The 23,926-nt window shown below is 73.7% G+C and carries 22 protein-coding genes; 10 read left to right on the forward strand and 12 right to left on the reverse strand.

Annotated features, from left to right (window positions below):
• Positions 1-39 precede the first annotated feature (39 nt).
• On the forward strand, positions 40-2,871 hold the full coding sequence (locus MUY22_RS30020) for a LuxR family transcriptional regulator (protein ID WP_247050108.1): 2,832 nt from the start codon (positions 40-42) through the stop codon (positions 2,869-2,871).
• A 371-nt stretch (positions 2,872-3,242) separates the two neighbouring features.
• Here MUY22_RS30020 and MUY22_RS30025 read toward each other — a convergent pair whose 3' ends face one another.
• From MUY22_RS30025 to MUY22_RS30040, 4 genes are all read right to left on the reverse strand, one after another.
• Entirely contained in the window at positions 3,243-4,442 is a 1,200-nt protein-coding gene (locus tag MUY22_RS30025; protein WP_247050110.1) for an MFS transporter, read from the reverse strand.
• 111 nt (positions 4,443-4,553) lie between these two features.
• Positions 4,554-5,489: an NAD-dependent epimerase/dehydratase family protein gene (locus MUY22_RS30030; protein WP_247050113.1), complete on the reverse strand. Its 936-nt coding sequence runs from the start codon at positions 5,487-5,489 to the stop codon at positions 4,554-4,556.
• On the reverse strand, positions 5,486-6,358 hold the full coding sequence (locus MUY22_RS30035; protein WP_247050115.1) for an alpha/beta fold hydrolase: 873 nt from the start codon (positions 6,356-6,358) through the stop codon (positions 5,486-5,488). The genes MUY22_RS30030 and MUY22_RS30035 overlap by 4 nt, the downstream gene beginning before the upstream one ends.
• A complete protein-coding gene (locus tag MUY22_RS30040; RefSeq protein ID WP_247050116.1) occupies positions 6,355-7,092 on the reverse strand; it encodes an SDR family NAD(P)-dependent oxidoreductase in 738 nt (245 codons plus the stop codon). The genes MUY22_RS30035 and MUY22_RS30040 overlap by 4 nt, the downstream gene beginning before the upstream one ends.
• An 89-nt stretch (positions 7,093-7,181) precedes the next feature.
• On the opposite strand from MUY22_RS30040, the gene MUY22_RS30045 reads away from it, so the two are divergent.
• Positions 7,182-7,796 (forward strand): TetR/AcrR family transcriptional regulator, encoded by a 615-nt coding sequence (locus MUY22_RS30045; RefSeq protein WP_247050118.1) that lies wholly within the window; start codon positions 7,182-7,184, stop codon positions 7,794-7,796.
• Entirely contained in the window at positions 7,793-8,683 is an 891-nt protein-coding gene (locus tag MUY22_RS30050) for a LysR family transcriptional regulator (protein WP_247050120.1), read from the forward strand. The genes MUY22_RS30045 and MUY22_RS30050 overlap by 4 nt, the downstream gene beginning before the upstream one ends.
• Before the next feature lie 28 nt (positions 8,684-8,711).
• Here the strand turns inward: MUY22_RS30050 and MUY22_RS30055 are convergent, their stop codons facing one another.
• Positions 8,712-9,488, reverse strand: coding sequence for an oxidoreductase (locus MUY22_RS30055; protein ID WP_247050122.1), 777 nt, complete (start codon positions 9,486-9,488; stop codon positions 8,712-8,714).
• Between the two features lie 159 nt (positions 9,489-9,647).
• Here MUY22_RS30055 and MUY22_RS30060 point away from each other — a divergent pair, with 159 nt between their 5' ends.
• On the forward strand, positions 9,648-10,361 hold the full coding sequence (locus MUY22_RS30060) for a VOC family protein (protein ID WP_247050124.1): 714 nt from the start codon (positions 9,648-9,650) through the stop codon (positions 10,359-10,361).
• On the opposite strand, the gene MUY22_RS30065 is transcribed toward MUY22_RS30060, so the two are convergent.
• Complete coding sequence (locus MUY22_RS30065; RefSeq protein ID WP_247050126.1) at positions 10,339-11,097, reverse strand: SDR family oxidoreductase; 759 nt, start codon at positions 11,095-11,097, stop codon at positions 10,339-10,341. The two genes, MUY22_RS30060 and MUY22_RS30065, sit on opposite strands and share 23 nt — an antisense overlap.
• A 149-nt stretch (positions 11,098-11,246) precedes the next feature.
• Here MUY22_RS30065 and MUY22_RS30070 point away from each other — a divergent pair, with 149 nt between their 5' ends.
• A complete protein-coding gene (locus tag MUY22_RS30070) occupies positions 11,247-12,482 on the forward strand; it encodes an NAD(P)/FAD-dependent oxidoreductase (RefSeq protein WP_247050128.1) in 1,236 nt (411 codons plus the stop codon).
• A 53-nt stretch (positions 12,483-12,535) separates the two neighbouring features.
• Positions 12,536-15,421, forward strand: coding sequence for an AfsR/SARP family transcriptional regulator (locus tag MUY22_RS30075; RefSeq protein WP_247050131.1), 2,886 nt, complete (start codon positions 12,536-12,538; stop codon positions 15,419-15,421).
• Here MUY22_RS30075 and MUY22_RS30080 read toward each other — a convergent pair.
• Together MUY22_RS30080 and MUY22_RS30085 are read right to left on the reverse strand one after the other, a co-directional pair.
• The gene (locus MUY22_RS30080; protein WP_247050133.1) at positions 15,401-16,033 is read right to left on the reverse strand and encodes a dihydrofolate reductase family protein; all 633 of its coding nucleotides are present in this window, start codon (positions 16,031-16,033) and stop codon (positions 15,401-15,403) included. The genes MUY22_RS30075 and MUY22_RS30080 overlap by 21 nt on opposite strands.
• Positions 16,034-16,097: 64 nt before the next feature.
• A complete protein-coding gene (locus MUY22_RS30085; protein WP_247050135.1) occupies positions 16,098-16,928 on the reverse strand; it encodes an AraC family transcriptional regulator in 831 nt (276 codons plus the stop codon).
• Positions 16,929-16,977: 49 nt separating this feature from the next.
• Between MUY22_RS30085 and MUY22_RS30090 the strand changes: the two genes are divergently transcribed.
• On the forward strand, positions 16,978-17,490 hold the full coding sequence (locus MUY22_RS30090) for a GNAT family N-acetyltransferase (protein WP_247050137.1): 513 nt from the start codon (positions 16,978-16,980) through the stop codon (positions 17,488-17,490).
• On the opposite strand, the gene MUY22_RS30095 is transcribed toward MUY22_RS30090, so the two are convergent.
• Positions 17,471-18,598: an ROK family transcriptional regulator gene (locus MUY22_RS30095; protein ID WP_247050139.1), complete on the reverse strand. Its 1,128-nt coding sequence runs from the start codon at positions 18,596-18,598 to the stop codon at positions 17,471-17,473. The genes MUY22_RS30090 and MUY22_RS30095 overlap by 20 nt on opposite strands.
• Positions 18,599-18,657: 59 nt before the next feature.
• Between MUY22_RS30095 and MUY22_RS30100 the strand changes: the two genes are divergently transcribed.
• The gene (locus tag MUY22_RS30100) at positions 18,658-19,902 is read left to right on the forward strand and encodes an MFS transporter (protein WP_247050141.1); all 1,245 of its coding nucleotides are present in this window, start codon (positions 18,658-18,660) and stop codon (positions 19,900-19,902) included.
• On the forward strand, positions 19,899-20,363 hold the full coding sequence (locus tag MUY22_RS30105) for a hypothetical protein (RefSeq protein ID WP_247050143.1): 465 nt from the start codon (positions 19,899-19,901) through the stop codon (positions 20,361-20,363). The genes MUY22_RS30100 and MUY22_RS30105 overlap by 4 nt, the downstream gene beginning before the upstream one ends.
• Here MUY22_RS30105 and MUY22_RS30110 read toward each other — a convergent pair.
• Complete coding sequence (locus MUY22_RS30110) at positions 20,360-21,181, reverse strand: SGNH/GDSL hydrolase family protein (protein WP_247050144.1); 822 nt, start codon at positions 21,179-21,181, stop codon at positions 20,360-20,362. The genes MUY22_RS30105 and MUY22_RS30110 overlap by 4 nt on opposite strands.
• A complete protein-coding gene (locus MUY22_RS30115) occupies positions 21,178-22,512 on the reverse strand; it encodes an MFS transporter (protein WP_247050146.1) in 1,335 nt (444 codons plus the stop codon). The genes MUY22_RS30110 and MUY22_RS30115 overlap by 4 nt, the downstream gene beginning before the upstream one ends.
• A gap of 147 nt (positions 22,513-22,659) precedes the next feature.
• On the opposite strand from MUY22_RS30115, the gene MUY22_RS30120 reads away from it, so the two are divergent.
• Positions 22,660-23,280, forward strand: a complete 621-nt coding sequence (locus MUY22_RS30120; protein ID WP_247050148.1) for a TetR/AcrR family transcriptional regulator — start codon at positions 22,660-22,662, stop codon at positions 23,278-23,280.
• Between the two features lie 211 nt (positions 23,281-23,491).
• On the opposite strand, the gene MUY22_RS30125 is transcribed toward MUY22_RS30120, so the two are convergent.
• Entirely contained in the window at positions 23,492-23,884 is a 393-nt protein-coding gene (locus tag MUY22_RS30125) for a hypothetical protein (RefSeq protein WP_247050150.1), read from the reverse strand.
• Positions 23,885-23,926: the final 42 nt, after the last annotated feature.

The following is a 23,926-nucleotide window of genomic DNA, read 5'->3' on the forward strand; positions in this document are numbered from 1 at the left end:
ATCTTGTTGGGTAACAGTTTCCCTCCTATTATCTCCCCTGTGCGACCGCTCACGGAGGGTGCCGAGCTCCTGATCGGCCGGGACGACGAGGTCTCCCGGCTGGTCGGCTGGGTGCGTGAGGTGGTCGCGGGCCGTGGTCGCGCCGTGCTCGTGGACGGCGAACCGGGCATCGGCAAGTCCGCGCTGGTCCGCGCCGGTGGCGGTGCCGCCACCGGGATGGGCTGCCAGGTCTACTGGGGCGCCGGCGACGAGCTGGGGCAGGCGCTGCCGCTGCTGCCGCTGCTGGACGCGTTGCACATCACGCCGTCCGCGAAGGATTCCCGCCGTGGCGCCATCTCCGGGCTGCTGCACGGGAGCGCGGTCGCGGGCAAGGGCGCCGACCTCGCCGCCGCGGCCGCCGAGCAGCTGCTCGCGCTGGTGGACGAGCTCTGCCAGGACGGACCGGTGGTGCTGGTCGTCGACGACCTGCAGTGGGCCGACCGCACGACGGTGGCCGTGTGGGGCCGGCTCGCCCGCTCGGTGCGGCAGCTTCCGCTGCTGCTGATCGGCGTGCTGCGCCCGGTCCCGCGCCGCGACGACCTGCGCTCGCTGTACCGGATCGTCGGCCCGGCCGAGCGGTTACGACTGGGCCGGCTGGCCGAACCGGCGGTGATCGAGCTGGTGACCGCGCTGGCCGGCGGCAGACCGGGGGCCGAGCTGGAGCGGCTGGCCGACGACGCCGCCGGGAACCCGTTGTACCTCACCGAACTGCTCGACGCCCTGACCAGGGGCTCGTGCCTGGACGTCGACGACGCGGGTGTCGCCCAGCTCGCCGAGGGGGACACCCCGGACTCCCTGCCGGAGGCGATCGCGGACCGGCTGGGCTTCCTGCCGGAGCCGACGCGGGCGGTGCTGCGGGCGGCGGCGTTGCTCGGGGTCGGCTTCTCGGTCGGGGACCTCGTGACCGTGACGGGCTCCCCGCTTCCCGGTCTGCTGCCCGCCCTCGACGAGGCCCGGACCGCCGGGGTGCTGGTGGCGGCCGGCGACGATCTGGCGTTCCGGCACCCGTTGATCCGCAAGGCCCTGTACGACGAGATGCCGACGTCGGTCCGGGTCGCCTGGCACCAGGGTGCCGCGCGGTCCCTGGCCGAGGCGGGCGCACCGGTCGAGCGGGTCGCGCTGCACCTGCTGCCGATGGTGTCGACCACCGACAGCCGGGTGCCGGTGCCGGCCTGGGCCGTGCAGTGGCTGCTGGAGGTGGCCGCGCCGTTGATCGGCCAGGCGCCCGCGGTGGCCGTCGCGCTCCTGCGCCGCGCGGTGCGGGACGCGCGGCCCGGCGACGCCGTGACCGCCGCGCTGACCTGCCGGCTGGCCGACGCGCACTACCGGCTGGGCAACTTCGGCCAAGCCGAGCGGATCGCGTGCCGCGCCTTGGAGCACCTCGACGACCCCGACCTGCTCGTCGACCTGCACACGACGGTCACCCAGTGCCGCGGGATGACCGGCCGCTCCGCCGAGTCCCTTGCGGCGCTGAACGACGCGGTCGCCCGGCCGGGCCTGCAACCCCGGCACCGGGCCCGGTTGCTCGTGCTCATCGCGCGCACGCACCGCGACCTCGGTCAGGTCGTCACCGCGAGCCGGGTGGCCACCGAGGCGCTGGAGGAGGCCGGGCAGGTCGAGGACCGCTGGGCCACCGGGTGGGCGCTGCACGTGCTGAGCCTGGTGGCGATGATGCGCGGCGAGTGGACCGCGGCGCTGCCGCTGTTCGAGCGCGCGATGGCCAAGGCACAGGGCGATCCCGCGCTGATCGACCTCGGCCTGCTGCTGCGCATCAACCAGTCGGTCACCTTCGGGGCGCTCGACCGCTACACCGACGCGCTCGCCGCCGCCACGCGAGCCCGCGAGCTGGCCGACCGCACCGGCAGTGTCGTGCGGCTGACCCAGGCCCAGAGCGCGCTCGGGCAGCTGCTGCTGGGCACCGGCCGCTGGGACGACGCGCTGGCCGAGGTGGATGTCGTCCCCGACGACCTCAAAGACCCGAGCGTGGCGTGCTGCGACCACGGGGTCGCCGCGATCATCCACTTCCACCGCGGCGACGGCCCCGCGGCCCGCAAGCACCTCGACGTCGCGTCGCCGTATTCGGAACGCATCGGCGGCCGGGTCGTGGAGTCCCTGGCCCGGGCCCGCAGCCTCGCCTTCGAGCACGACGGCTTGCCCGAGCGGGCGCTCGCCGCGCTCACCGACGCGCTGGCCGGTGAAGACGAGGGCGAGGACCTGCTCGCCGACGCCGCCCGGCTGGCCGCGGCGACCGGCGACACGCGGACCGCGGTGGAGATCGACGCCCGGGTCCGCAAGATCGCCGCCGGTTCCACCGTGCCGCACCGCCTCGCGCTGGCCTCGTACTGCCACGGCCTGCTCGAGCTGGACGCGGCGACGCTGCTGCAGGCCGCCGACGGCTACCGCGACGCGGGCCGCCCGCTCTCGCGGGCCAAGGCCCTGGAAGCCGCCGCGATCGCCTTCGCCGAAACCCGGTCCGACGACCGCGGCTCGGCGCGGGCCGCCTTCACCTACGCCCTCGACCTCTACGCCGAGCTGGGCGCGCACTGGGACGTGGCCAGGCTGCGTGCGCGGTTCCGCGCGTTCGGCATCCGGCGCGGCCCGACGGTGAAGCACCGCCAGATCACCCACGGCTGGGACAGCCTGACCCCGACCGAAGGCAAGATCGCCGCGCTCGTCGTCGAAGGACTGTCGAACCCGCAGATCGCGGCCCGCCTGTACCTGTCCCCGCGCACGGTCGGCACGCACGTGTCGCACATCCTGACCAAGCTCGATGTCCACTCGCGTATCGACATCGCGCGGGAAGCGGCCCGGCACCGGTCCGCTTCGGGCTGACGCGGCGCGGCGGAAGCGCCTGAACCACCCGCGAACGGTCGCCACGAACGGGCCGAGGGTGCTCGGCCGATCCATGGGAATGCGCGTGGTTGTCGTCACGCCCTCCGCCTGACCAAGCTCGATGTCCACTCGCGTATCGACATCGCGCGGGAAGCGGCCCGGCACCGGTCCGCTTCGGGCTGACGCGGCGCGGCGGAAACGCCGGAACCACCCGCGCACGGTCGTCACGAACGGGCCGAGGGTGCTCGGCCGATTCGCGGGAACGTACTTGGTTGTCGTCACGCCCTCCACGCTATCGAACTGATGAGCGAGCGCCATCGCTGAAACGGGTGAACTCCGGGCACGCCCCGACCAAGGGCGTGCCCGGGACATCAGGCCGCGGCCTCGGGCGCGTCCTGCTGGTGCACCGGGAGCAGGACGTGCGGAGCCGGCGTCGGTGCCGGCTCCGGAGCCGGTTCCGGCTTGGGCGCCGGTTCGGGTTCCGGTTCCGCCGGAACCCGCTGGGACACCGTGATGTGCCCGCTGGCCACCTGGCCGAGCAGGATCACCAGCACCAGCACCAGCGGAACCTGCCAGCCGCCGGTGTGCGTGTGCAGCCAGCCGCAGGCCAGCACGCCGAAGCCGGCGATGACGTACCCCACGCCCTGGACCACCGCGGACAGCGCCAGGGAACTGTCCTTGCTGCGCAACGAGATCGTCGTCAGGACGAACGCGAGCGAGCCCATGCCCGCGCCGGTGGCCGCGGCCCACAGCCAGGGCGCCGCCGCCGGTGCGATCAGCAGGCCGGCCACGCCGACGACGTTGGGTACGGCCAGCACGACCACGAGCAGGGTCTGGTTGCGCCACCGGCGCGTCCAGCCGGGCACCAGCCACATCATGGGCAGCCCCATGGCCATCGACAGCGCGAGGTACGCGCCGGCACTCGCCGGCGGCACACCCGCGCTGCGCAGGATTCCCGGGAGCCAGCCCATGACCAGGAAGGTGACCGTCGAGATGAGTCCGAAGTGGAGGGTCAGGGCGCGGGCCCGCACCGGTCCGGTCGCGACCTTCGGCGCCAGGAACTCGACGTGTGTGCGCCGCCACACCCGCTGGGCCAGCAGGGCCGTGAGCGCCCACACGCCCAGGCCGACCCGCCACGACGACGACAGCACCGCCAGGGGCGTGATCAGCGCCCCCGCCGTGCTGCCCAGCCCGAGCCCGAGGGTGAACGCGGCCGACCCCTTCGCCAGCATCGGCAGCACGGTGCCGAGCGCGGCGATGGCCAGGCACGCCAGCGCCGTCCCGGCCAGCAGCGGCACCGGGCCGCCGAGGACCCGTGCGAACAGCGACGCCGCCAGCCCGAGGAGGGACACGGTGACGATCCGGTGCGTCCCGATCCGGGCGCACAGCCAGGGCGACGCCCAGCCGCCGAGGCCGATCGCCCACAGGGGCAGCGCGACGAGCACGGCGGCGACCAGGCTCCCGGCGACCGAGATGTCCGGCAGGGCCGCGCCCAGGCTCGTCACGGCCGGGCGCAGATTGAGGGCCAAGATGAAGATCACGACGGTCGAAACAGGGGTAGCACGGGACATCGCTCCTCCTCGGTATCGAGGCCGGAGCGTGGAGCCCCGTGAAGCAATGCTTCGCGATCGGACCACAACAGACATCCGTCACCTGACGGATCTATGAAGTTCCGTTGCAGCTCAAGGGAGTGCGGTGTCCCGGAGGCCCGCGAACGGGCGTGCATCGGCACGGCCGGACGGGGGTGCGCCGACCGCGCCCAGCAGGTCGGTGTGCCGGGGTGCCCACCCCAGCTCCCGGCGGCTGCGCGGGGCGCGGCACCGGCTCGACGCGGCGAGGATCAGCGCGTCGAAAGCACCCCAGACGGTCGTGGCCTCCGCCGGGGTGAGGCTGCGCGTGGCGCACCCCCGCTCCCGGGCCACGGCTTCGGCGATCCACCGGGTCGGGGTCTCGCCCGCGACCGCGTGGTAGAGCGCGCCGGCGGTGCCCCGGGCCAGCGCGAGCCCGAAGAGCCGGGCGACGTCGTCGAGGTGCACGTGGGAGTAGGTGTTGAGGCCTTCGCCGACGTAGCACGCGGCACCGGTCTCCTCGGCCGACCGGCGGATCAGCGGCACGTGGCCGTGGTCGCCCGGACCCCAGACCATGCCGGGCCGCACGACGATCGCGCGCACGTCCCGGCCGGCCGCGGCCCGCACCAGCTCCTCGACCGCCAGTCGCCGCGCGGCCAGCGGTTCGACCGTGAACGGGTCGTCCTCGGCGAAGACGTCTTCGCTCCAGGCACCGCCGGTGCGCTGGAGGAGGACCCCGCTGCCGGAGGTGAACAGGAACGTCTTCCCGGAGCCGGCGAGCGCGTCGAGCAGGTGCGCGACGACGCGCTCTTCGGCCTCCGCGTCGAGCTGGGCGGCGAAGACGACCGCGCCGGACGCCGAGGCGGCCGCGACGACCTCGGCGAGGCCGCCGTCGACGTCGCCGCGCAACGGCGTGATGCCTTGGCGCGTCAGGCGTCCGGCCGCTTCGCCGGAGCGGGCCAGGCCGGTGACGTCGTGGCCCGCTCCGGCGAGGTGACGCGCGACGCCGCCGCCGACGAAGCCCGTCGCGCCGATGACGAGGACCTTCACGGCCGGGCCCCCGCGAGGTACTCGCGCAGGGTGCGCACGAACCACTCCGGGGCCTCTTCGGCGACGAAATGGCCGGTCGGGGCGATGAAGCCGGTGAGGTCCTTGACGTACGGGCGCAGGGCTTCCGTGGTCTGGCCGCCCACCGAGTCCCGGCCGCCGATGGACAGGACCGGCACGCTCACCCCGCGTTCGGCGAGGACGCCCCGGTTCTGCACGCCGTCGTCGAGCAGGGTCCGGTAGTGCCCGAAACCGCCGCGCAGCCGGTCCCGGCCGCGGTAGGAGCACGCGTAGAAGTCGAGTTCCTCACTGGTGAACGTCGACGGCGTGCTCCGGGCGGTGAAGGTCGCCTCGACGAACTCCCGCTCGTGGCCGTCCAGGAGCATTTCGGGGAACACCGGCGCCATGAAGAACCCGAAGTGCCACGAGCCCCCGGTGACGACGTTCATCGACTCCTCGAGGTCGACCCCCGGAAGGAAGGCGTCGAGCAGCACGACGGCGGCGACGTCCGCGGGCCGGTGCAGCGCCCAGGCGAAGGCGACCATGCTGCCGATGTCGTGCCCGACGACCACCGCGGGCCCGGTCAGGCCGAGTGCGGCGAGCAGGCCGCGCACGTCGTCGGCCTGGTTGACCTTGGTGTAGCCGCCGGCGGGCCGCTCGCTGGCCCCGGTGCCGCGCAGGTCGGGGACGACCACCGTGTGGTCCTCGGCGAGGGCGGGCAGCACCCGGGCCCAGGCGCGGCCGGTCTGGGGCCAGCCGTGCAGCAGCACCAGCAGCGGACCGTGGCCGCCCACCGCGGCCGAGAGCCGGACGCCGTTCGTGTCGGCGGTGCGGACGTCGAAGCCCTCGGGCAGCCATTCGTAGGTGCTCATGCGGGCAGCCCGCTCGGCTCGCCGCCGTTGGCGACGACGACGGTGCCGTTGATGTAGCTGCTGTCGGCGTCCACGAGGAACCGGACCACCCGGGCGATCTCCTCGGGTTCGCCGATGCGCTCGCGGAGGTTGGCCCGGCCCAGGACGTCGACGTTGTCGCCGAGCATGGCGGTGGTGCCCGCGGTGCGGACCGGGCCGGGGGAGACGCCGTTGACCCGGACGCCGCGGCCGCCGAACTCCGTGGCCCACGAGCGCGTCAGCAGTTCGACGGCCGCCTTGGACGCGCCGTAGGCGCCGCCGATCGGCGCCGGCGAGGTCGCCGCGGTCGAGGTGATGTTGACGATCGTGCCGTGACCTCGCTCGGCCATGGCCGGCGCGAGCGCGCCGACCAGCAGGAACGGCGCGCGGGTGTTGAGGGCGAACTGCCGGTCGAAGCTGTCCGCGGTCGTGTCCGGTGTGCTCGTGAACGCGTAGCTGCCGGCGTTGTTGACCAGGATGTCCACGTCGCCGGCGGCCGCGGCGAGCGCGACGACCTCGCCGGGGTCGGTCAGGTCCGCGCCGACGAAGCGCGCGGTGCCGCCTTCCGCGGTGATCTCCTTGACGAGCTGGGCGCCGCGTTCGGGGTCGCGGCCGTGGGCGATCACGTCGATGCCGTGGGCGGCGAGGTCGAGCGCGACGGCCCGGCCGATGCCGGCGGTGGCGCCGGTCACGAGGGCGGTGCGGGTGGGGGACATGGGTAGGCCTCACTTTCTGGGTTGTTCTGTCCAGAACAGTAGGGACGGTTTCTGGATTGCGCAACCCAATCTTGCGGTAGGCTGACGCCGTGACCGAAGCGCCGAAACCGCGTCGCCTGACCCCGAAGGGCCGCGCCACCAGGGACCGCATCATCGAAGCCGCGACCGAGCTCATCGCCCGCCACGGCGTGGCCGGCACCGGGATCGAGGACGTGCGGGCGGCGGCCGGCGTGAGCGGTTCGCAGCTCTACCACTACTTCGACGGCAAGCAGGCGCTGATCCGGGCCGTCATCACCCGGCAGGCGGACTCGGGCCTGCCGCGGATCTCGGCGCTCGACAGCTTCGAGGCGCTGCGCGCCTGGGCCGACGCCGGGATCGAGCGGCAGCGCGAGAACGGCTGCCGCAGCGACTGCAACCTCGGCGCCCTGGCCGGCGAGCTGAGCGTCAGCGACGAGGAGTCCCGGACCGACCTGGCCGACGGCTTCCTCCGCTGGAAGGACCTCCTGCTGGAGGGCCTGCGCGCGATGCGCGACCGCGGCGAGCTGCGGGCCGACGCCGACCTCGACGAGCTCGCGTTCTCGCTGCTCGCCGCCCTGCAGGGCGGGGTCCTGCTCTCGCAGACCATGCTCCACGTGCGCCCGCTCGAAGCGTCGATGAACGCCGCGCTGGCCTACATCCACTCGTTCGCCACGAGCGCCCGGTGAGCCTCCGGCAGTACGAGTACGCCCTGGCCGTGGCCGACGAGGGTTCGGTGACGGCGGCGGCGGAACGGCTGCGCGTCGCCCAGCCTTCGGTGTCGCAGCAGATCCGCGGCTTGGAGCGGGAGCTCGGCGTGCAGTTGTTCGCCCGCACGCCGTCCGGCCTGGTGCCCACGGTGGTCGGCCGCGCGTTCCTGCGGGAGGCCCAGGTCGCGGTGAACGCGTCGCGGCGGGCGCGGGCGACGGCCCGGGCCGGGGCCGACGAGCTGGTCGGCGAGCTGACGGTCGCGGTGCAGCTGGGTTTCGGCACCTGGCAGCTGCCGGGCGCGCTGGGCGCGTTGCGCCGCCGCTTCCCGCGGCTGGAGGTCACCGTCTTCGAGGAGCCGAGCTCCGCCGAGCTGGACCGGCTGGGCCGCCGGGGCGTGCTGGACCTCGCCCTGATGGCGGCCTGCGAGCAGACCCCCGACGACGCCCACCACCTCGGCGACGAGGAGTTCGTCGTGGTGCTGGGCGCCGGGCACCCGCGGCTCGCCGCGGACCGGGTCGAGCTGAGCGGGCTGGCGGGGGAGCCGTGGGTGCGCTTCGACCGGGACGGCGCGCTCGACGCCGTGCTGCTGAACGTGTTGCGGGACAACGACTTGACGCCGAGCGCGGTCGCCCGGGTGTCCCAGACGGCGACGGCCGTGCGCTGGGCCGCCGCCGGGCTGGGCGTGACGCTCGTCCCGGCCTCGGCGGTGCCCGAGGGCCACGCGCACCTCGTCCGCCCGGTCTTCCCGGCCGTGACCCAGCCCGTCGTCGCCGTTCTCCGGAAAGGCCCGGGACCGGCGGAAACGGCGTTGCTCGAACTGCTGCGCCGGGAAACCTGGTCGCATTCTTCTGCGCCGGTGTCCTGACGGCCGGGAACAATTCCCCGGGACGGCGTCAGCCCATCGGGAATTCCCCGCCATCGACGATGAGGTTCCGGCCGGTCAGCCAGCTCGCCCGGTCGGACGCGAGGAACAGCACCGCCTCGGCGATGTCTTCGGGCCGGCCGTCGCGCCCCAGCGGTGTGGTGTCGCCGGCGTTGGTCTCGGCCGGCGCCACGCTCAGGCTCGCCCACTGCTCCCGCGTCGCTTCACCGCCGGGAGTGGCGGTGCGGCCCGGGGAAACGGTGTTGACGCGGATGCCGAGCGGGGCCAGTTCCAGTGCCAGGCCCCGGCTGTAGTTCTCCAGCGCCGCCTTCGCCGCCGTGTAGTGCAGGAACGGCCCGACCGGGGTGAGCACCGCGGCCGAGGAGACGTGCACGATCGTCCCCGCGCGCCGGTCCCGCATTCCCGGCAGCAGCAACGCATCCAGCCGGACCGAAGCCAGGTAGTTCAGGTCCAGCGCGTCCTGCCACTCCTCGTCGGTGATGGCCGACGAGTCCGCGTGCGGTCGCGCTCCGCCCGCGTTGTGGACCAGGACGTCCACCCCGCCGAGCACCTCCTCCGCGGCCGCGGCGAGTGCTTCCGCACCGGCCCGTGTCCGCACGTCGGCCGCCACGAAGGCGGCTCCCTCCGGCGCCGTGCTCGTCGCCGAGCGGGCGGTCGTGAGCACCTCGGCGCCCGCGTCCAGGAACTGCCGCACGACGGCCGCGCCGATGCCGCGAGTGCCACCCGTGACCAGTGCTCGTTTTCCCGCGAGTTCCCGCGCTCCCGATCCGTTTCCGATCGTGGTCATGCCACCGGTCCTTTCTTTCCGTGTTCGTCTTGGCCACGGTAGGTCCGGAAAAGCAGGGGAAGCAAAGACGAAATGTCAGCGGCCGCCATAGGGAAGTCCTATGGCGGCCGGTTCGATATCGCCTTGCCCTCTCCCAGGGGCGGTGTCTACGTTCCGGTGATGCGTTCACGACTGCTGGCGGTGGCCTTCGAGGCGGACGACCCGGCTGAACCGGCCCGGTTCTGGGCCGGGCTGCTCGGCCGGGAGGTCGTCGAGGACGGCGGCGGTGTGCTGCTCCCGGGTGGGGACGCCCAGCTCGGCCTGCGGTTCGTCCCGGGCCGCGCCGGCCGGCTCGGCGCGAACCGGATGCACCTGCACCTGACCAGCGCCGACCTCGACGACCAGCGGTACACGGTGGACACGGCGATCGGGCTCGGTGGCCGTCACGTCGACGTCGGGCAGCGACCCGAGGAGCGGCACGTCGTCCTGGGTGACCCGGCCGGTTACGAGTTCTGCGTGATCGAGCCCGGCAACGACTACCTCGCCGGGTGCGGCCCGCTCGGTGAGCTCACCTGTGCCGGTACCCGGCAGGCCGGGCGGTTCTGGAGCGAGGCGCTGGGCTGGCCCCTGGTGTGGGACCAGGGCGAGCAGACCGCGATCCAGTCACCGCGCGGCGGCACGAAACTCGCGTGGGACACCTGGGACGGCACGCCCGTGGAGCCGAACCGGCAGCGCTTCGAGCTGCTCCCGGCGGACGGCGACCAGCGAGCGGCGGTCGACGAGCTGATCTCCCTCGGCGCCGCGCGGCTCGGCGTCCGCGACGACGGCACCGTCGTGCTGGCGGATCCGGACGGCACCGAGTTCCGCGTGCTCAGTGGGGATCGGCCTGGTTGAGCGCCGCGACGACCTGGTCGTAGTCGCCGCGGGCTTCGCCGTAGCGGAGGAACTTGACGCGCTCGACCTGGATCTCCTTCGCCTCCGGCCGGGTCTCCAGGAGCGTCATGACCTCGGTGACGAACTCGTCGAGCGGCATGGCGTGGTCGCTCTCGGCCTGGCCCGGCAGCAAGTCCGTCCGCACCGACGGCGGCACGAGCTCCAGCACGTCCACGGTGGTGTCGGCCAGCTGCAGCCGCAGGGACTCGCTGAGCATGTGGATCGCCGCCTTGGACGCGTTGTAGCTCGGGGTCACCTTGAGCGGGGTGAAGGCCAGTCCGGACGAGACGGTCACGATGGTGGCGTCCGGCCGGCTCCGCAGGTGCTCGACGAACGCGGCGATCAGCCGGATCGGGCCGAGCACGTTGGTCGTCACGACCTCTTCGGCCGACTCCAGGAACGACTCCGGCCGGTGCCAGTCCTCGACGCGCATCACGCCGGCCATGGTGACGAGCACGTTCAGCTCGGGGTAGCGGGCGAGCACGTCCTTCGCGGCGGCCTGGATGCTCGCGGCGTCGGTGGTGTCGATCCGCACGGTGCCGATGCCGGGGTGCTCGGCGGCGATCTTCTCCAGCCGGTCGGTGCGCCGGCCGCCGACGATCACGGTGTTGCCCCGCTCCCGGAGGGCGAGCGCGAGCGCCAGCCCGATACCGCTGGTGGCGCCGGGGATGAAGAGGGTGTTTCCGGTGATGTCCATGCTTCGAGCATCGCGCACCCGCCCGCGCGGTGGCAGAGAGCGGACATCGGGGGACCGGCGATCCCCGCCTCGCGTGGGTGAGGTTCGCGACCGGCGCGGTTGGACTCGGCCGGGCCGGGAACCCCGCACCCGTGACGGAGGGAGCGCACGTGGCCGGAGAATCGGGTGTGATCGTCGTTGGGGGTGGGCTGGCGGGGCTGAGCGCCGCCGCGCGGCTGCACCGGGCCGGGATCGGGACCACCGTGCTGGAGGCGGGCGACGACGTCGGCGGCCGGGTCCGCACCGACGTGGTCGACGGGTTCCGGCTCGACCGCGGGTTCCAGGTCCTGCTGCCCGCGTACCCCGCGGTGCGGCGGCTGGTCGACGTGAAAGCGTTGCGGCCCAAGCCGTTCACCCGCGGCACGATCGCCGTGACCGAAACGGGCCGCCGGTGGCTGGCGGGTCCGTGGCACGGGCTGCCCGCGGTGGGCGGGGCCGCCGCGTTCGCCGTCGGCCACCCCGGTGACGCCGCGCGGATGGCGGCCCTGGCCGCCCGGGACCTGCTGGCGCCGGACGCGACCGTCCGGGCCGACACCGGCCGAAGCACCGCCGAGGAGCTGCGGCGCTGGGGCTTGAGCGCGGCCACGGTCGAGCAGGTGCTGCGGCCGTTCCTCGCGGGGGTGTTCCTCGACCCGTCGTTGGGGACGTCCGCGCGGATGTTCCACCTGCTGTGGCGCAGTTTCCTGCGTGGCGGCGGGGTACTGCCGGCCGAGGGCATGCAGGCCCTGCCGCGTCAGCTGGCCGGCGGCCTGCCGCCCGGCACGGTCCGCACCGGCGTCGAGGTCGCCGAGATCACCGCCGACGGCGTCCGCACGGGCGACGGCGAGCACCTGCCCGCGAGGGCCGTGATCGTGGCGACCGACGGCGACACCGCCGCCCGGCTCCTGCCCGGCGTCGAGGCGCCCGCCTGGCACGCGGTGACGACGTTCTACTACCGCGCCGCGACGACGCCGTTGCGGTCGCCGACGCTGCTGGTCGACGGGCTCGACGAGCTGCTGCTCAACACCGCGGTGCTCAGCGAGGTCGCCCCGGGGTACGCCCCGGGCGGCTCGGCGCTGATCTCCGCGTCGGTGCCCGATCGCGCCGACCCCGGCTTGGAGCCGCAGGTCAGGCGCAGACTGGCCCGGATCTACGGCACCGGGACCGGCGGCTGGGACCTGCTGGCCGCCTACGCGCTGCCTCGGGCGTTGCCGGTGTTCGGGCCCGGTGCGCCGCTGCGACGTCCGGTGCGGCTCGCCCCCGGCCGGTACGTCTGCGGCGACCACCGCGACACGCCGTCGGTGCAGGGAGCGCTGGTGTCCGGGCAACGCGCGGCGGCGGCGCTGCTGGCCGACTTGACCGGCTGACGAACAGGCGGTGCCAGGCCTCTGACTGAGCGTATACGCTGTGTCCGGTTTCCGTGACGCTCGGGGAGGTGAGTGCGGTGCTGCGGTTGCTGGGGGAGGTGGCCGCGTCCGTCGACGGCGCTCCGGTGGACCTCGGGCACCCGCGGCAGCGGTGCGTGCTGGCCGCGCTGGTCGTCGAGCGCGGCCGGGTCGTGTCGACCGACCGGCTCGCCGAGCGGGTGTGGGGCGCCGCGGTGCCGTTGCGCGGCCGCGAAACCGTGCACAGCTACATCTCCCGGCTGCGCCGCGCCGTGAGCGCGGTGCCGGGGGTGAGCCTCGTCCGCCGGTCCGGCGGCTACGCGCTGATCGCCGACGCCACGCCGCTCCCGGTCGACCTGTACGTTTTCCAGGACCTCTGCGCGCGGGCCGGCGCGGACAGCGACGACGCGCGCGTGGTCTCGACCCTCACCGAGGCGCTGGCGTTGTGGCACGGACCGGCGTTGACCGGCCTGACCGGCGACTGGGCCGACGCCGAGCGCGACCGGCTGGAGCGGGCCCGGCTGGCGGCCCAGCTCGACCTGGCCGAGACGCGGCTGCGGCTGGGCGAAGGCACCGAGCTGGTCGCCGGGCTCGCCGCCCTGGCCGCCGGGCACCCGTACGACGAGCGCATCGCCGGCCTGTACATGACGGCCCTGCACCGGGCCGGGCGGACGGCCGACGCCCTCCAGCACTACCGGGAGGTCCACGCCCGGTTGTCCGAGGACCTGGGCATCGACCCGACCGCCGCGCTGGTGGACACGCACCGGCGGCTGCTGGGGCGGGATCGCGAAGCGCGTCCGCCCGGCGGTGCAGGAAAGACCCCGGCCCGCCGCAACTGCCTGCCCCGCGATCTCCCGGACTTCACCGGGCGGGCCGCCGAGCTCGCCCGCTTGGCGACGTCGACCGGCGACCGGGCCACCGTCTACTCGGTCGACGGGATGGCCGGGGTCGGCAAGACGGCGTTCGCCGTCCACGCCGGGCACCTGCTGGCCGGCCGCTTTCCCGACGGCGTCGTCTTCGTGGACCTGCAGGGGCACAGCGCGGGGAAGACGCCGCTGACCGCGGACGAGGCGCTGGAGGTGCTGCTGGGCCAGCTGGGCCTCGCGGCGACCGGCGACGCCAAAGCGCAGTGGCGGGCGAAGACCGCGGCGCTGCGGCTGCTGGTCGTGTTCGACAACGCCGTGGACGAGACGCAGGTGGCCGCGCTGCTGCCCGCCGGTCCCGGCCTGGTGATCGTGACGAGCCGGGCCCGGCTGCCGGACCTCGCCGGGGCGCGGCCGATCTCCCTGGCCGTCCTGCCGGAGGAAGAAGCCACGGCATTCTTCGCCCGGCTGGTGGGCACCGACCGGGCGGCCGCCGAACCCGAGGCCGTGGCGCGCATCGTCCGCCTGTGCGCGGGCCTGCCGCTCGCGCTGCGGCTGTCCGGCGCCCGGCTCGCGCACCGCACCGCCTGGCCGATCGCGTACCTGTCCGCGCAGCTGGCCGACGCGCGCCGGCGGCTGCCGAAGCTGTTCGCCGACCGCGAGGTGGCGCTGGCGTTCCGGATGTCCCACGAGCACCTGCCCCCGGAGGACCAGCAGCTCTTCTACGCGCTGGGCCGCCACCCCGGCGCCGACGCGGACACCGCCGTTCTCGCGGCGATGACCGGCACGCCGGTGGGGCGGGCCGACGACGCCCTGCAGCGGCTGGTCGACGTCCACCTGGCCGAGGAGGCCGTGCCCGGCCGGTACCGCCAGCACGACCTGCTGCGGCAATACGCGCGCGGGCTGTCCGACGACCCGCGGATGACCGGGAAGATGCTCGACCACTACCTGGCGGCCGTCACCGACGCCGCGGCCTGCTTCGAGGCCGGCGGCCCGGAAGCGGCGGCGGCGCACGCCTGGCTGCTGGCCGAGCGCGGCAACCTCCTGGCCGCGACGCGCTGCGCCGCGGCCGAGGGTTACGGCACCCACGCCTGGCAGCTGGCCATCTCCTTCTGGCACTTCCTGGAGCGCGACCTCGGCGGCGACCCGATCGAACTGCTGGAGCAGAGCCTGGCCGCGGCGCAGGAGACGGCCGAGGGCGGCGAGGGCCTGCTGAGCACGCTGCTGGCGCTGGCCCACTGGTCCGCCGGCCACACCTCGCGGGCCTTCGACCTGCTGACGGCGTCGGCGAAGCAGCCGGAGAACACCGAGTCCCACGCGCACACCCTCGCCCTGCTCGGCTTGATGCACCTGCAACGCGGCGACCACGAGCCGGCGGCGCGGCACGCGCAGGCGGCGGCCGATGAGCTGGCCGTCCTCGCGCGCCTGTCCCCGCTCGGCCTCGACGCGCGGATCATCACCTGCTGGACCCGCGGCGTCGTCCGCTGGCTGAACGGCGACTACGAGCCGGCGCTGGCCTTCCTGCGCACGGCCTACGCCGGCTGCGAAGAGCTGGGCCGGTTCAGCCCCAACGACCACGTGCTCACCGCGCTGGCCCGGTGCCTCATCGCGCTCGGCGACGGCGAGGAGGCCCTCGGCCACCTCCGCCAGGCCCGTGACCTGCGGCAGCGGATCGGCGACCGGGAAGGCGAAGCCGAGGCCTTGGTGCTCATCGGCACGGCCCACCGCGCGGCGGGACGCGCCCACGACGCCCTGGGGCCGCAGCGCGCCGCGGTGACCATGCTCGACGACGACGTCCGCCTCCAGGCCTGCGCCCGGATCGAGCTGGGCCGGACCCTTCTCGCGCTGGGCAACGGAACCGAGGCCGTCGAGCAGTTCACGATCGTGGTCCGGGGCGAGCACCTCCACGAACGAGCCCAGGCCCACGCCGAACTCGCCCGCACCGGCGACGACCCGTCAGCGGCGCGGGACCACGAGCGGGCCGCCGCGGACATCGCCGCCCGGCTCGACCTGGACCGGCCGAAGTCGTTGCCCCACCTACGCCCCGCCGGCTGGTGAGCGGCGCACCTTGAACTTCAGGTGCAGCACCCGGTCGCCCTGGATGACCAGGTGCGGATCCTCCAGCAGCTGCTGTCCCTCGATGCCGGCGAAGAAGCGTTTGCCCGACCCGAACACCACCGGCACGACGTCCATCGCCACCTCGTCCACGAGCCCGGCCGCGAAGATCCGGCTGCCCGCCTCGCCCGCGTTCACCGCGATCGTCCGGTCCCCGGCCAGCTCCTGGGCCTTGGCGATCGCCGCCTTCGCGCCGTCGGCGAAGTGGTAGGACGCCTCGGGGTGCCAGCCTTCCGGCTTGGGCCGGTGGGAGACGACGACCACGTGCTCGCCCGCGGGCGGCTTCCCCTCCCAGCCGTTCACCAGGTCGAACAGCGTGCGGCCCATGACGATCACGCCGATGCTCTCCCACATCGCCCGGACGTAGGGCGCCGACGCGCTCGAGACCCGGAAGCCGCCGCCCGTCCCGGAATGGTCGAACTCCTCGTCGGGTGACGTCTCGGTGATCGGGGTGTCGCCGGAGAAGTACCACTCGTGCAGCGGGCCGACGTCGTCGCGCTCGTCGGCGATGAAGCCGTCCACCGACACCACGTTCTGCATGATCACCGTGCCCACGGGCCCTCCTCGGGTCGTCTCGTCCGATCTTGGTGTCCCGGGCCCCGGCCGGGCTTGTAAAAAATCACTCGGCGGGCATCGGCGGGAACGGCCCTTCGGCGGGGAACCGGCGCCGCAGGGCCAGGAACTCCGTCGGGGTGTGGCCGGTGAAGTCCTTGAACTCCTTGCCGAAGTGCGCCTGGTCGAAGTAGCCGACGCGGTGGGCGAGATCCGCCCAGCCGGCCGGGCCCAGCGCGTCCACCGAGAGGATCAGCCGCGCGAAGCGGTAGATCCGCGCCACCCGTTTCGGGGTGATCCCGACGTGGGCCTTGAACTGCGCGGCCAGGTGGTTGCCGCTCACCCCGGCGGCCTCGGTCAGCGCGCCGACCGGGACCGCGCCGTGGGACGTCGCCAGCCGTCCGCCGGTGTGCCGGACCAGGTCGAGACCGCGCGCCGGCGCTTCGGCGAGCCGGGCGCGCAGCTCCTCCTCGACCACCCGCAACGTCTCGCGGGCCGACGCGAGCTCCCCGAGCCGGTCACGGATCCGGTCGAGGGACCGGTGCCAGACGGCGTCGACCGGCACCCACCGGTCCCGCAGCTCACTCGCCGGCACACCGACGAACGGCGACAGCCCCCACGGCTTGAAGTGCACCCCCACGAGCCGCACCCGCGCGGGGAACTCGACGCGGAAGCGCCGGGTCCACATCCCCATGAACCACCCGTCGGCGACCACCGCCGGCGGCACCGAAGGGTCGGAGTCGTACAGCCGGACGGGCGCGCCCAGGTTGAGGAACAGGTGCGCCGACGGCATCGGCGGGACGGTCATCAGCCGGTGGCCCGGCACGCCGGTCTGGTAGTAGACGTCGTCGACGAACCGGTCGAGCGGCGGGGCGGGCACCTGGCCGACGTACTCCATGAGTCCAGTGTGGCCGGGCCGGTCCGGTCCGCGCGATAGGTTGCCCGCCATGACCGAGCCCGGACCCTGGCCCCCGGCCCCGATCAGGACCGAGCGGCTCGTGCTGCGCGAGTCCGAAGCCCGGGACCGCGTGGCGTTCGTCGAGCTGTTCGCCTCGCTCGAGGTCGGCAGCTACATCGGTGGCGCGCAGCCACGCGACGAGCTGGAGCGCACGGTGGCCGCGGTGCCCGGGCGGCGCTTCGGCCTCTTCGTGGTCGACCTGGACGGCGCAATGATCGGCATGATCACGCTCGACCGGCGTGACGCGGAAACCGAACTGGGCTACCTGTTCCTGCCGGCGGCGTGGGGCCACGGGTACGCCACCGAGGCGTGCGCGGCGGCGCTCGGCTGGTTCGCCGGCGCTCGTCCCGGCGAGCCGGTGGCGCTGCGCACCCAGACCGCCAACGTCGCCTCGATGCGGCTCGCGGCGAAGCTGGGGTTCACCGAGGTGGAGCGGTACGAGGCGTACGGCGCTCGGCAGTGGCTCGGCCGGTGGTCGCCGGTCAGGCCGGCCGGCCGGTGAGCGGCTGCAGGCCCGCGGGGTCGGGCAGGCCGTAGCGGGTGTTGAGCACCTGCATCGCCGCGCCGGCCGCGACCACGTCGGTGCCCAGCGTCGTCAAGCTGACGTCCACGGTGAGCCAGTCCGCGCCGGGGAGCTGGGTGCGCACCGCGTGCTCGACGGCGTCCCGGTAGACGTCGCCGTGGCGGAGCAGGTCGGCGCCGCCGAGGACGATGTGGCCCAGGTCGAGCGTCTGCAGCAGGTTCACCACGCCGGTCGCGAGCACGGCCGCGGCCGCCGCGGGGTCGGCGGCCCGTTCGTGGACGGCTTCCAGGCAGCCGTGCCGGCCGCACGCGCACCGCGGCCCGTCGAGCTGGACGACCGTGTGGCCGAACTCGCTGGCGTTGGTGTGCGCGCCGCGGTGCGCGGCGCCGCGCAGCCACAGGCCGGCGCCGACCCCGGCGTCGACCACCACCAGGGCGGCGTCGCGGAAGGCGGGGCCGCGGCGCCAGGCTTCGGCGGTGACCCCGGCCGTGACGTCCTTGTCCACCACCACCGGCAGGCCCAGCTCGCGCTCGGCGAGCTCGGCCAGCGGGACGTCGCGCCAGTGCCGCAGCCGGTGCGCGCCGCGGACGGTGCCGCTCGACTGGTCGAGCGGCCCGATCATGCCGACGCCGACGCCCGCCAGGATCCGGGCCGGGTCCGCGCCGGCGGCCGGCTCGGGCGTGCTCAGGCGGTGTTCGGCGATCATCGTCGTGACGCCGGCAGCGAGCCGGACCAGCAGCTGCTCCGGGGTGAAGTCGTCCGGCAGCGGGGTCGTGGCGGACGCGCGGACGGTGCCGGCCAGGTCCGTCAGGGCCAGGCGCAGCTCGCGGCGGGTGACCTGCGCGCCGATCGCCCAGCGGCTTTCGGGCACGAGCCGGTAGACCGCGGCCGGTTTGCCCAGCGCCGGCCGCCGTACGCCCGCCGGGGCGAGCAGGCCCTCCTCGACCAGGCGCGCCAGCACCTTCGACACCGCCTGCGGGGTCAGCCCGGTGACCTCGGCGACCGTGCCCCGCTCGAGGGTGGGCAAGGTCCGCGCCAGCGCGATCACCAGGGCCTCGTGGTAGTCCCGCAGGAAAGCCAGGTGCACCGCGTCACCTTACCGCCGGCGTCTGGAACTAACGCAACAGCGTTGCTAAAGTCGCCGGAATGGAGGATCTCACCCGCCGGCGCCGCTGGGCCGCGCTGCTCGCCCTGGCCCTCGGCTCGGTCGCGATCGGGCTGACCGAGTTCGTGCCGGCCGGGCTGCTGCCGGACATCGCGCGCAGCGTGCTCGGGGACGAGTACGCCCGGTCCGAACCGGACGCCGTCGCGCACGCCGGCTGGATGATCACCGCGTACGCGCTGGGCGTGGTCGTCGGCGCGCCGCTGATCGCCACGATCACCGCGCGGCTGCGGCGCAAACGCCTGGTGCTCGGGTTGCTGGTGCTGTTCGTGCTCGGCACCGCGGCGTCCGCGCTGGCCTCGACGTTCGGGCTGGTCCTGGCGGCCCGGTTCGCCGCCGGGCTGCCGCACGGCGCGTACTTCGGGGCGGCCGGGCTGCTGGCGGCGTCGCTGATGGGGCCCGGCAGCGAAGGCCGGGGGTTCGCGGTGGTGCTGAGCGGGCTGACCGTCGCCAACGTGGCCGGCGTCCCGGTGATCACGCGGCTGGGGCAGGCCGTCGGCTGGCGGACGGCGTACCTGGTCATCGCCGGGGTGTTCCTGCTCGCGCTGCTGGCCGTGGCGCTCACGGTGCCGGACGCGCCGGCCTCGGGCGGGTCGCCGGCCGACGAGCTGCGGGCGTTGCGGCGGCCGCAGGTGTGGCTGGTCGTGGCGACCGCGTCGATCGGGATCGCCGGGTTCTTCGCGGTGGACAGCTATCTCGCGCCGATCACGACGTCGGTCACCGGGCTGCCGTCCGGGTCGGTCGCCTGGGTCCTGGTCGCCGTCGGGCTGGGCATGACCGTCGGCAACGTCCTGGGCGGCTGGTCCGCCGACCGGAACCTGCACCGGGCCATGGTGGCGGGCTTCGGCGCGGTGATCGTCGCGAACGTCTACTTCGGACTGACCGCCGGCTCGGCGTTCGGGCTGTTCACCGGCGCTTTCCTGATCGGCGGGACGATCCTGTTCCTGGGCCCGGTCCTGCAGGCGCGGCTGATCGCGGTGGCGCCGGGCGCCCAGCTGATGGGGGCGGCGCTCAACCAGTCGGCGTTCAACGCGGCCAACAGCATCGGCGCGGCGCTGGGCAGCGTGGTCATCGCGGTCGGCCTGGGCTACCGCGCGACGGCGTGGGCCGGCGTCGTGGTGAGCGCGATCGGGTTCGCGCTGGCCGTGGCAGGCGTGGCGGTGGAGCGTCGCCGGGCCGCCCGGCCGGCGGCGGTCGCGGAAGGGGACCGGATAGGGTCCGGCGGGTGAAATACCCGGAACTGGAAACGGCGATCCTGAACCTCGTCATCGCGGCGAGCGACGAGAACGCCGCGGCGTTCGGCGCCGCGACGATCACCCGGCTGCTCCGGGAAGAAGCCGTGGAAGACGCCGTGCCGGACGAACTCTCCGAAGACGCCTGGGCCGCGCTGGCCGCCGCCCGCGCGTCGATCCTGACCGTCGACGCCGGTGAGCTGGGGGCCCTGATCGAACGGATCGACGCGGGGATCCTGGTCGACGACGACCTCGACCGCGGGATCGTCGCCGCGCTGACCGCCCTGATGCACTGGAACAGCTACCTCCAGGGCGGCCGGCGCGGCGAGCTCTACGAACTGGCGATCCGCTCGATCGAGGACGTCGACTTCCAGGTGTCCGCCGATCTGGACGACATGCTGGCCACCCCCGAGATGGCCGCGGAGTACGACCGGATTCGCGGCCTGCTCACCTCCTAGCGGGCGACCCCGGCGGCCGCGATGATCGCGGCCGCCGCGGCCATGCCCGCGGCGTTCGGGTGGTACGGGTACGCCGGGGACGCCGGCACCGCGCCTTCCAGCCACCGGGTCGCGGGTGCCGCGCACAAACCGTGCCGGGCACTCGGGTTCCGGATGTCTACATAGGACGCCTTGGTGCGGGCCGCCTGGCCGGCCAGCATCACCATCAGCCGGTCGAACGTCGCCTGGATGTAGTTCGCGTCGGCGGTGGTGTACGGGTCGGCCGGGTAGCAGCCACCCGGTTGCCAGTAGGTCAGGTAGCCGACGACCACCACGCGGGCGGCGGGGGAGCGGCGGTGGATCTCGGTCAGCGCGGCGGCCACTTTCGGTGCGGTGGCGGCGATCCTGGCCTGGAACTGGTCGACGCCGCCGGTGGTGTACTGGTCCCGGCACGACGGGACGACGGGTCCGTCCGGGCTCGCGCACGTCACGAACGCCGAGCTGAGGACGATGTCGTTGGCGGCGATCGCGAGCGTGACGAGGCCGGTGTCCCGGCGCAGCGCGTCGAACTGCGGCGCGACGATCCCGGCCTGCCGCCCGGTGAGGTCGGCGGTCGTCGCGCCGGAGCACGTCACGTCGGTGAGCGTCGCGCCCAGCCGGCCGGCCAGGACGTGCGGCCAGTTCCGGTCGGAGCGCAAGCACGTCGCGTCGATCTGGTCCGGGATCAGGGGACCCGCGGCCGACGAGTCGCCGAGCGCCACGTACCGGATCCGCCCGCTCGCTTCCGCCGGTGCGGCGGCCAGGCAGGCCAGCAGCACCAGCACCAGCACGTACCTCATTGGACCGGCTGCCCTTCGCTCGGCGCGGCGGCCTGGTCCTGCACCGCGGCGCGCCGGATCGACATGCCCAGCACCGGCACCAGGGCGACGGCAACGCAGGCCGCGGCGGCGAACACGTAGTACGGCGCGACGAGACTGTCCGTCGAGCCTTCGATGAGGCCGTAGACGTACGGCCCGACGAAGCCGCCGGTGATCCCGAGCATGTTGATGAACGCGAGCCCGGCCGCGGCCATCAGGCCGGACAGGCGTGACATCGCGACCGACCAGAACAGCGGCAGCGTGCCGAAGGCGAAGAAGTTCGAGATGAAGAGCAAGCTGATGCTCCACACCGGGTTCCGCGACACGAGGAAGCCCACGAGGACCAGCAGCACGGCGCCGGCGCAGATCCCGATGAGCGTCACCTCGTGGCCGTACCGGCGCTTGAACCAGGGGAAGAACAGCACGCCGGCCAGCCCCGAGATGCCGCCGCTGCCCGCCACGAGGCCGATCAGGAACGGGCTCTGCAGGCCGAGAGACTGGATGTAGGCGGGGAAGTTGAAGCCGATCCCGCCGCCGATCGACTGGTTGATCAGGTAGATCGCGCCGAGCAGCAGCACGGTCGGGTGGCCGAACGCCCGGCGCAGGTTCCCGCGCACCCGCGTCGGCGACGCCGCGGTGTCGCCGACGGCCCGCTCCGAGAGCATGGCCGCTTCCTCCGCCGTGAGCCACTTCGCGTCGGTGGGCCGGCTGGGCAGCGCGAACCAGACGACGATGCCGATGAGGACGGTGACCAGGCCTTCGACGAGGAACATCCACTGCCAGCCGCGCAGTCCGGCGACACCCTGCAGTTCCATCAGCGCGCCGCCGAGGGGGGAGCCGATGATGACCGCGACGCAGGGCGCGACGTAGATCAGGCCGACGATCGTGACGCGGTGCTTCTGCGAGAACCACTGCGTGACCATGTACATCATCGCCGGGAACAGGCCCGCCTCGGCGGCGCCGAGCAGCAGCCGCAGGATGTAGAACGACACGTCGTCGCCCACGAACATCATCGCGGCGGAGACGATGCCCCAGGTGATCGCGATGCGCGTGATCCACAGGCGTGCGCCGACGCGGTAGAGGATCAGGTTGCTTGGCACCTCGAGCAAGGCGTAGCTGATGAAGAACAGGCCGGCGCCGAGCCCGTAGGCGGCCGCGCTGAGGCCGATGTCGGCCGCGAGCGAGGTCTTGGCGAGCGCGACGTTCGTCCGGTCCACATAAGACATGAAGTAGGCGAGGCCGAGCACCGGCAGCAGCCGGGTGACGGCCTTCTTGGTGGCGAGTTCGTGCAGGAGGTCTCGTGCGTTCGTCATTGGACGCCTTTCAGGTGACTTCTCACGCTGATACCGTCTGACCTGCAATACTACGGAGTATCACGGTAGGGTTCGGCGCGTGTTGGTGTCAACCGCCCGTCCCTGACATGGGATGATGGGACGCCCAGGAACGAGGAGGACGACCAGGTGAGCGCGAGCCCCGACGTCGAACCCGGTGCGCGGAGCAGGATCCTCGACGCCGCGGCGGAGGCCTTCATGGCGACCGGGTTCGCCAACGCCACGATCGACGACATCGCGCGCGACGTGGGTGCGACCAAAGGCCTCGTGTACTACCACTTCCGGTCGAAGTTCGACATCTTCCTCGCCGTCTACGAGGAGGCGATGGGGCGCGTGCGCGAGCGGATCGAGGTGCTCGCCCACGGCGACGGCACGGGTCGCGACCGGCTCGTGGCGATGTCGGAGGCGCACGTGGTGAACCTGATGCAGGACCTGGCCTACCACCACGTCGTCCACCAGGCGGTGCGCGGCCAGGTGGCGACCGCGCTGAAGGCGCGCCAGGTCGAGGCGCTGCAGGAGCTGAACCAGCTGCGCAGCGACTACGAGCAGCTGTTCCGGAAGGTGGTGGAGGCCGGCCTCGCCGACGGCTCCCTGCGCGCGGTCGACGCGTCACTGGCCACGCGGACCCTGCTGAGCAACCTTAACGCGGTCGACACGTGGTTCCGCCGGATCGAGGGCCAGCCGGCCGAGGAGATCCACGCGCTGGCACGCGGCGTCGTGGACCTCCTGATCGGCGGCCTGGCCGGCTGACCCCGGCCACCTACCAGCGCGGGATCAGGCGCACGCCCTGGTCCGGTATCTCGGGTGAGCCGGGCTGTCGCGCAGGTCGGGCCTTGCCGCACCCGGTGCAGTCCGAGGGCGTGCGCAGCGGACCCGCTGCCGTCCGGGAGCTCCGGACGGCAGCGTCACCGACGCTCGAACTCGCGCACGGTGCGAACGACCTACGCGCGGTGGCGCGGGATCAGAACTCGTCCGCTTTGGTCAGCTCGTGCTCGAAGGCGTCCGCCCGGGCGACGAGCGTCTTGAGGGGGCGCTCGAACTCGAGCTCGATGCTGAGGTCCTCCAGGGGCAGCGTGTGCTTGAGCAGCGCGACCCCGTCCACGACCGCCGCGCCGCCGGCGGCCGAGGCTCCGGCCAGCTCCAGCAGCTGCCGCAGGTCGATCTTGTCGGCCCAGCCGACCGGCGAGGAGATCTCGACCCACGCGCCGCCGTCCAGCTCGGGCAGGTGGTGCACCGTCGCCTGCTGCGTCCGGTCCTGCGGCCCGGCGAGGCGGAACCGCAGCCAGTCGCCTTGCTCCTCCAGGACTTCGTACCGCGTCCGGACAAAGTTGATCACATCGGTCCAGGTGGTCACCCGCTCCGCCTCTCGCCTAGGACCTTCCAGCGAGAGGAGCAT

The sequence above is a fragment of the Amycolatopsis sp. WQ 127309 genome, from assembly GCF_023023025.1.
Lineage (GTDB): Bacteria > Actinomycetota > Actinomycetes > Mycobacteriales > Pseudonocardiaceae > Amycolatopsis.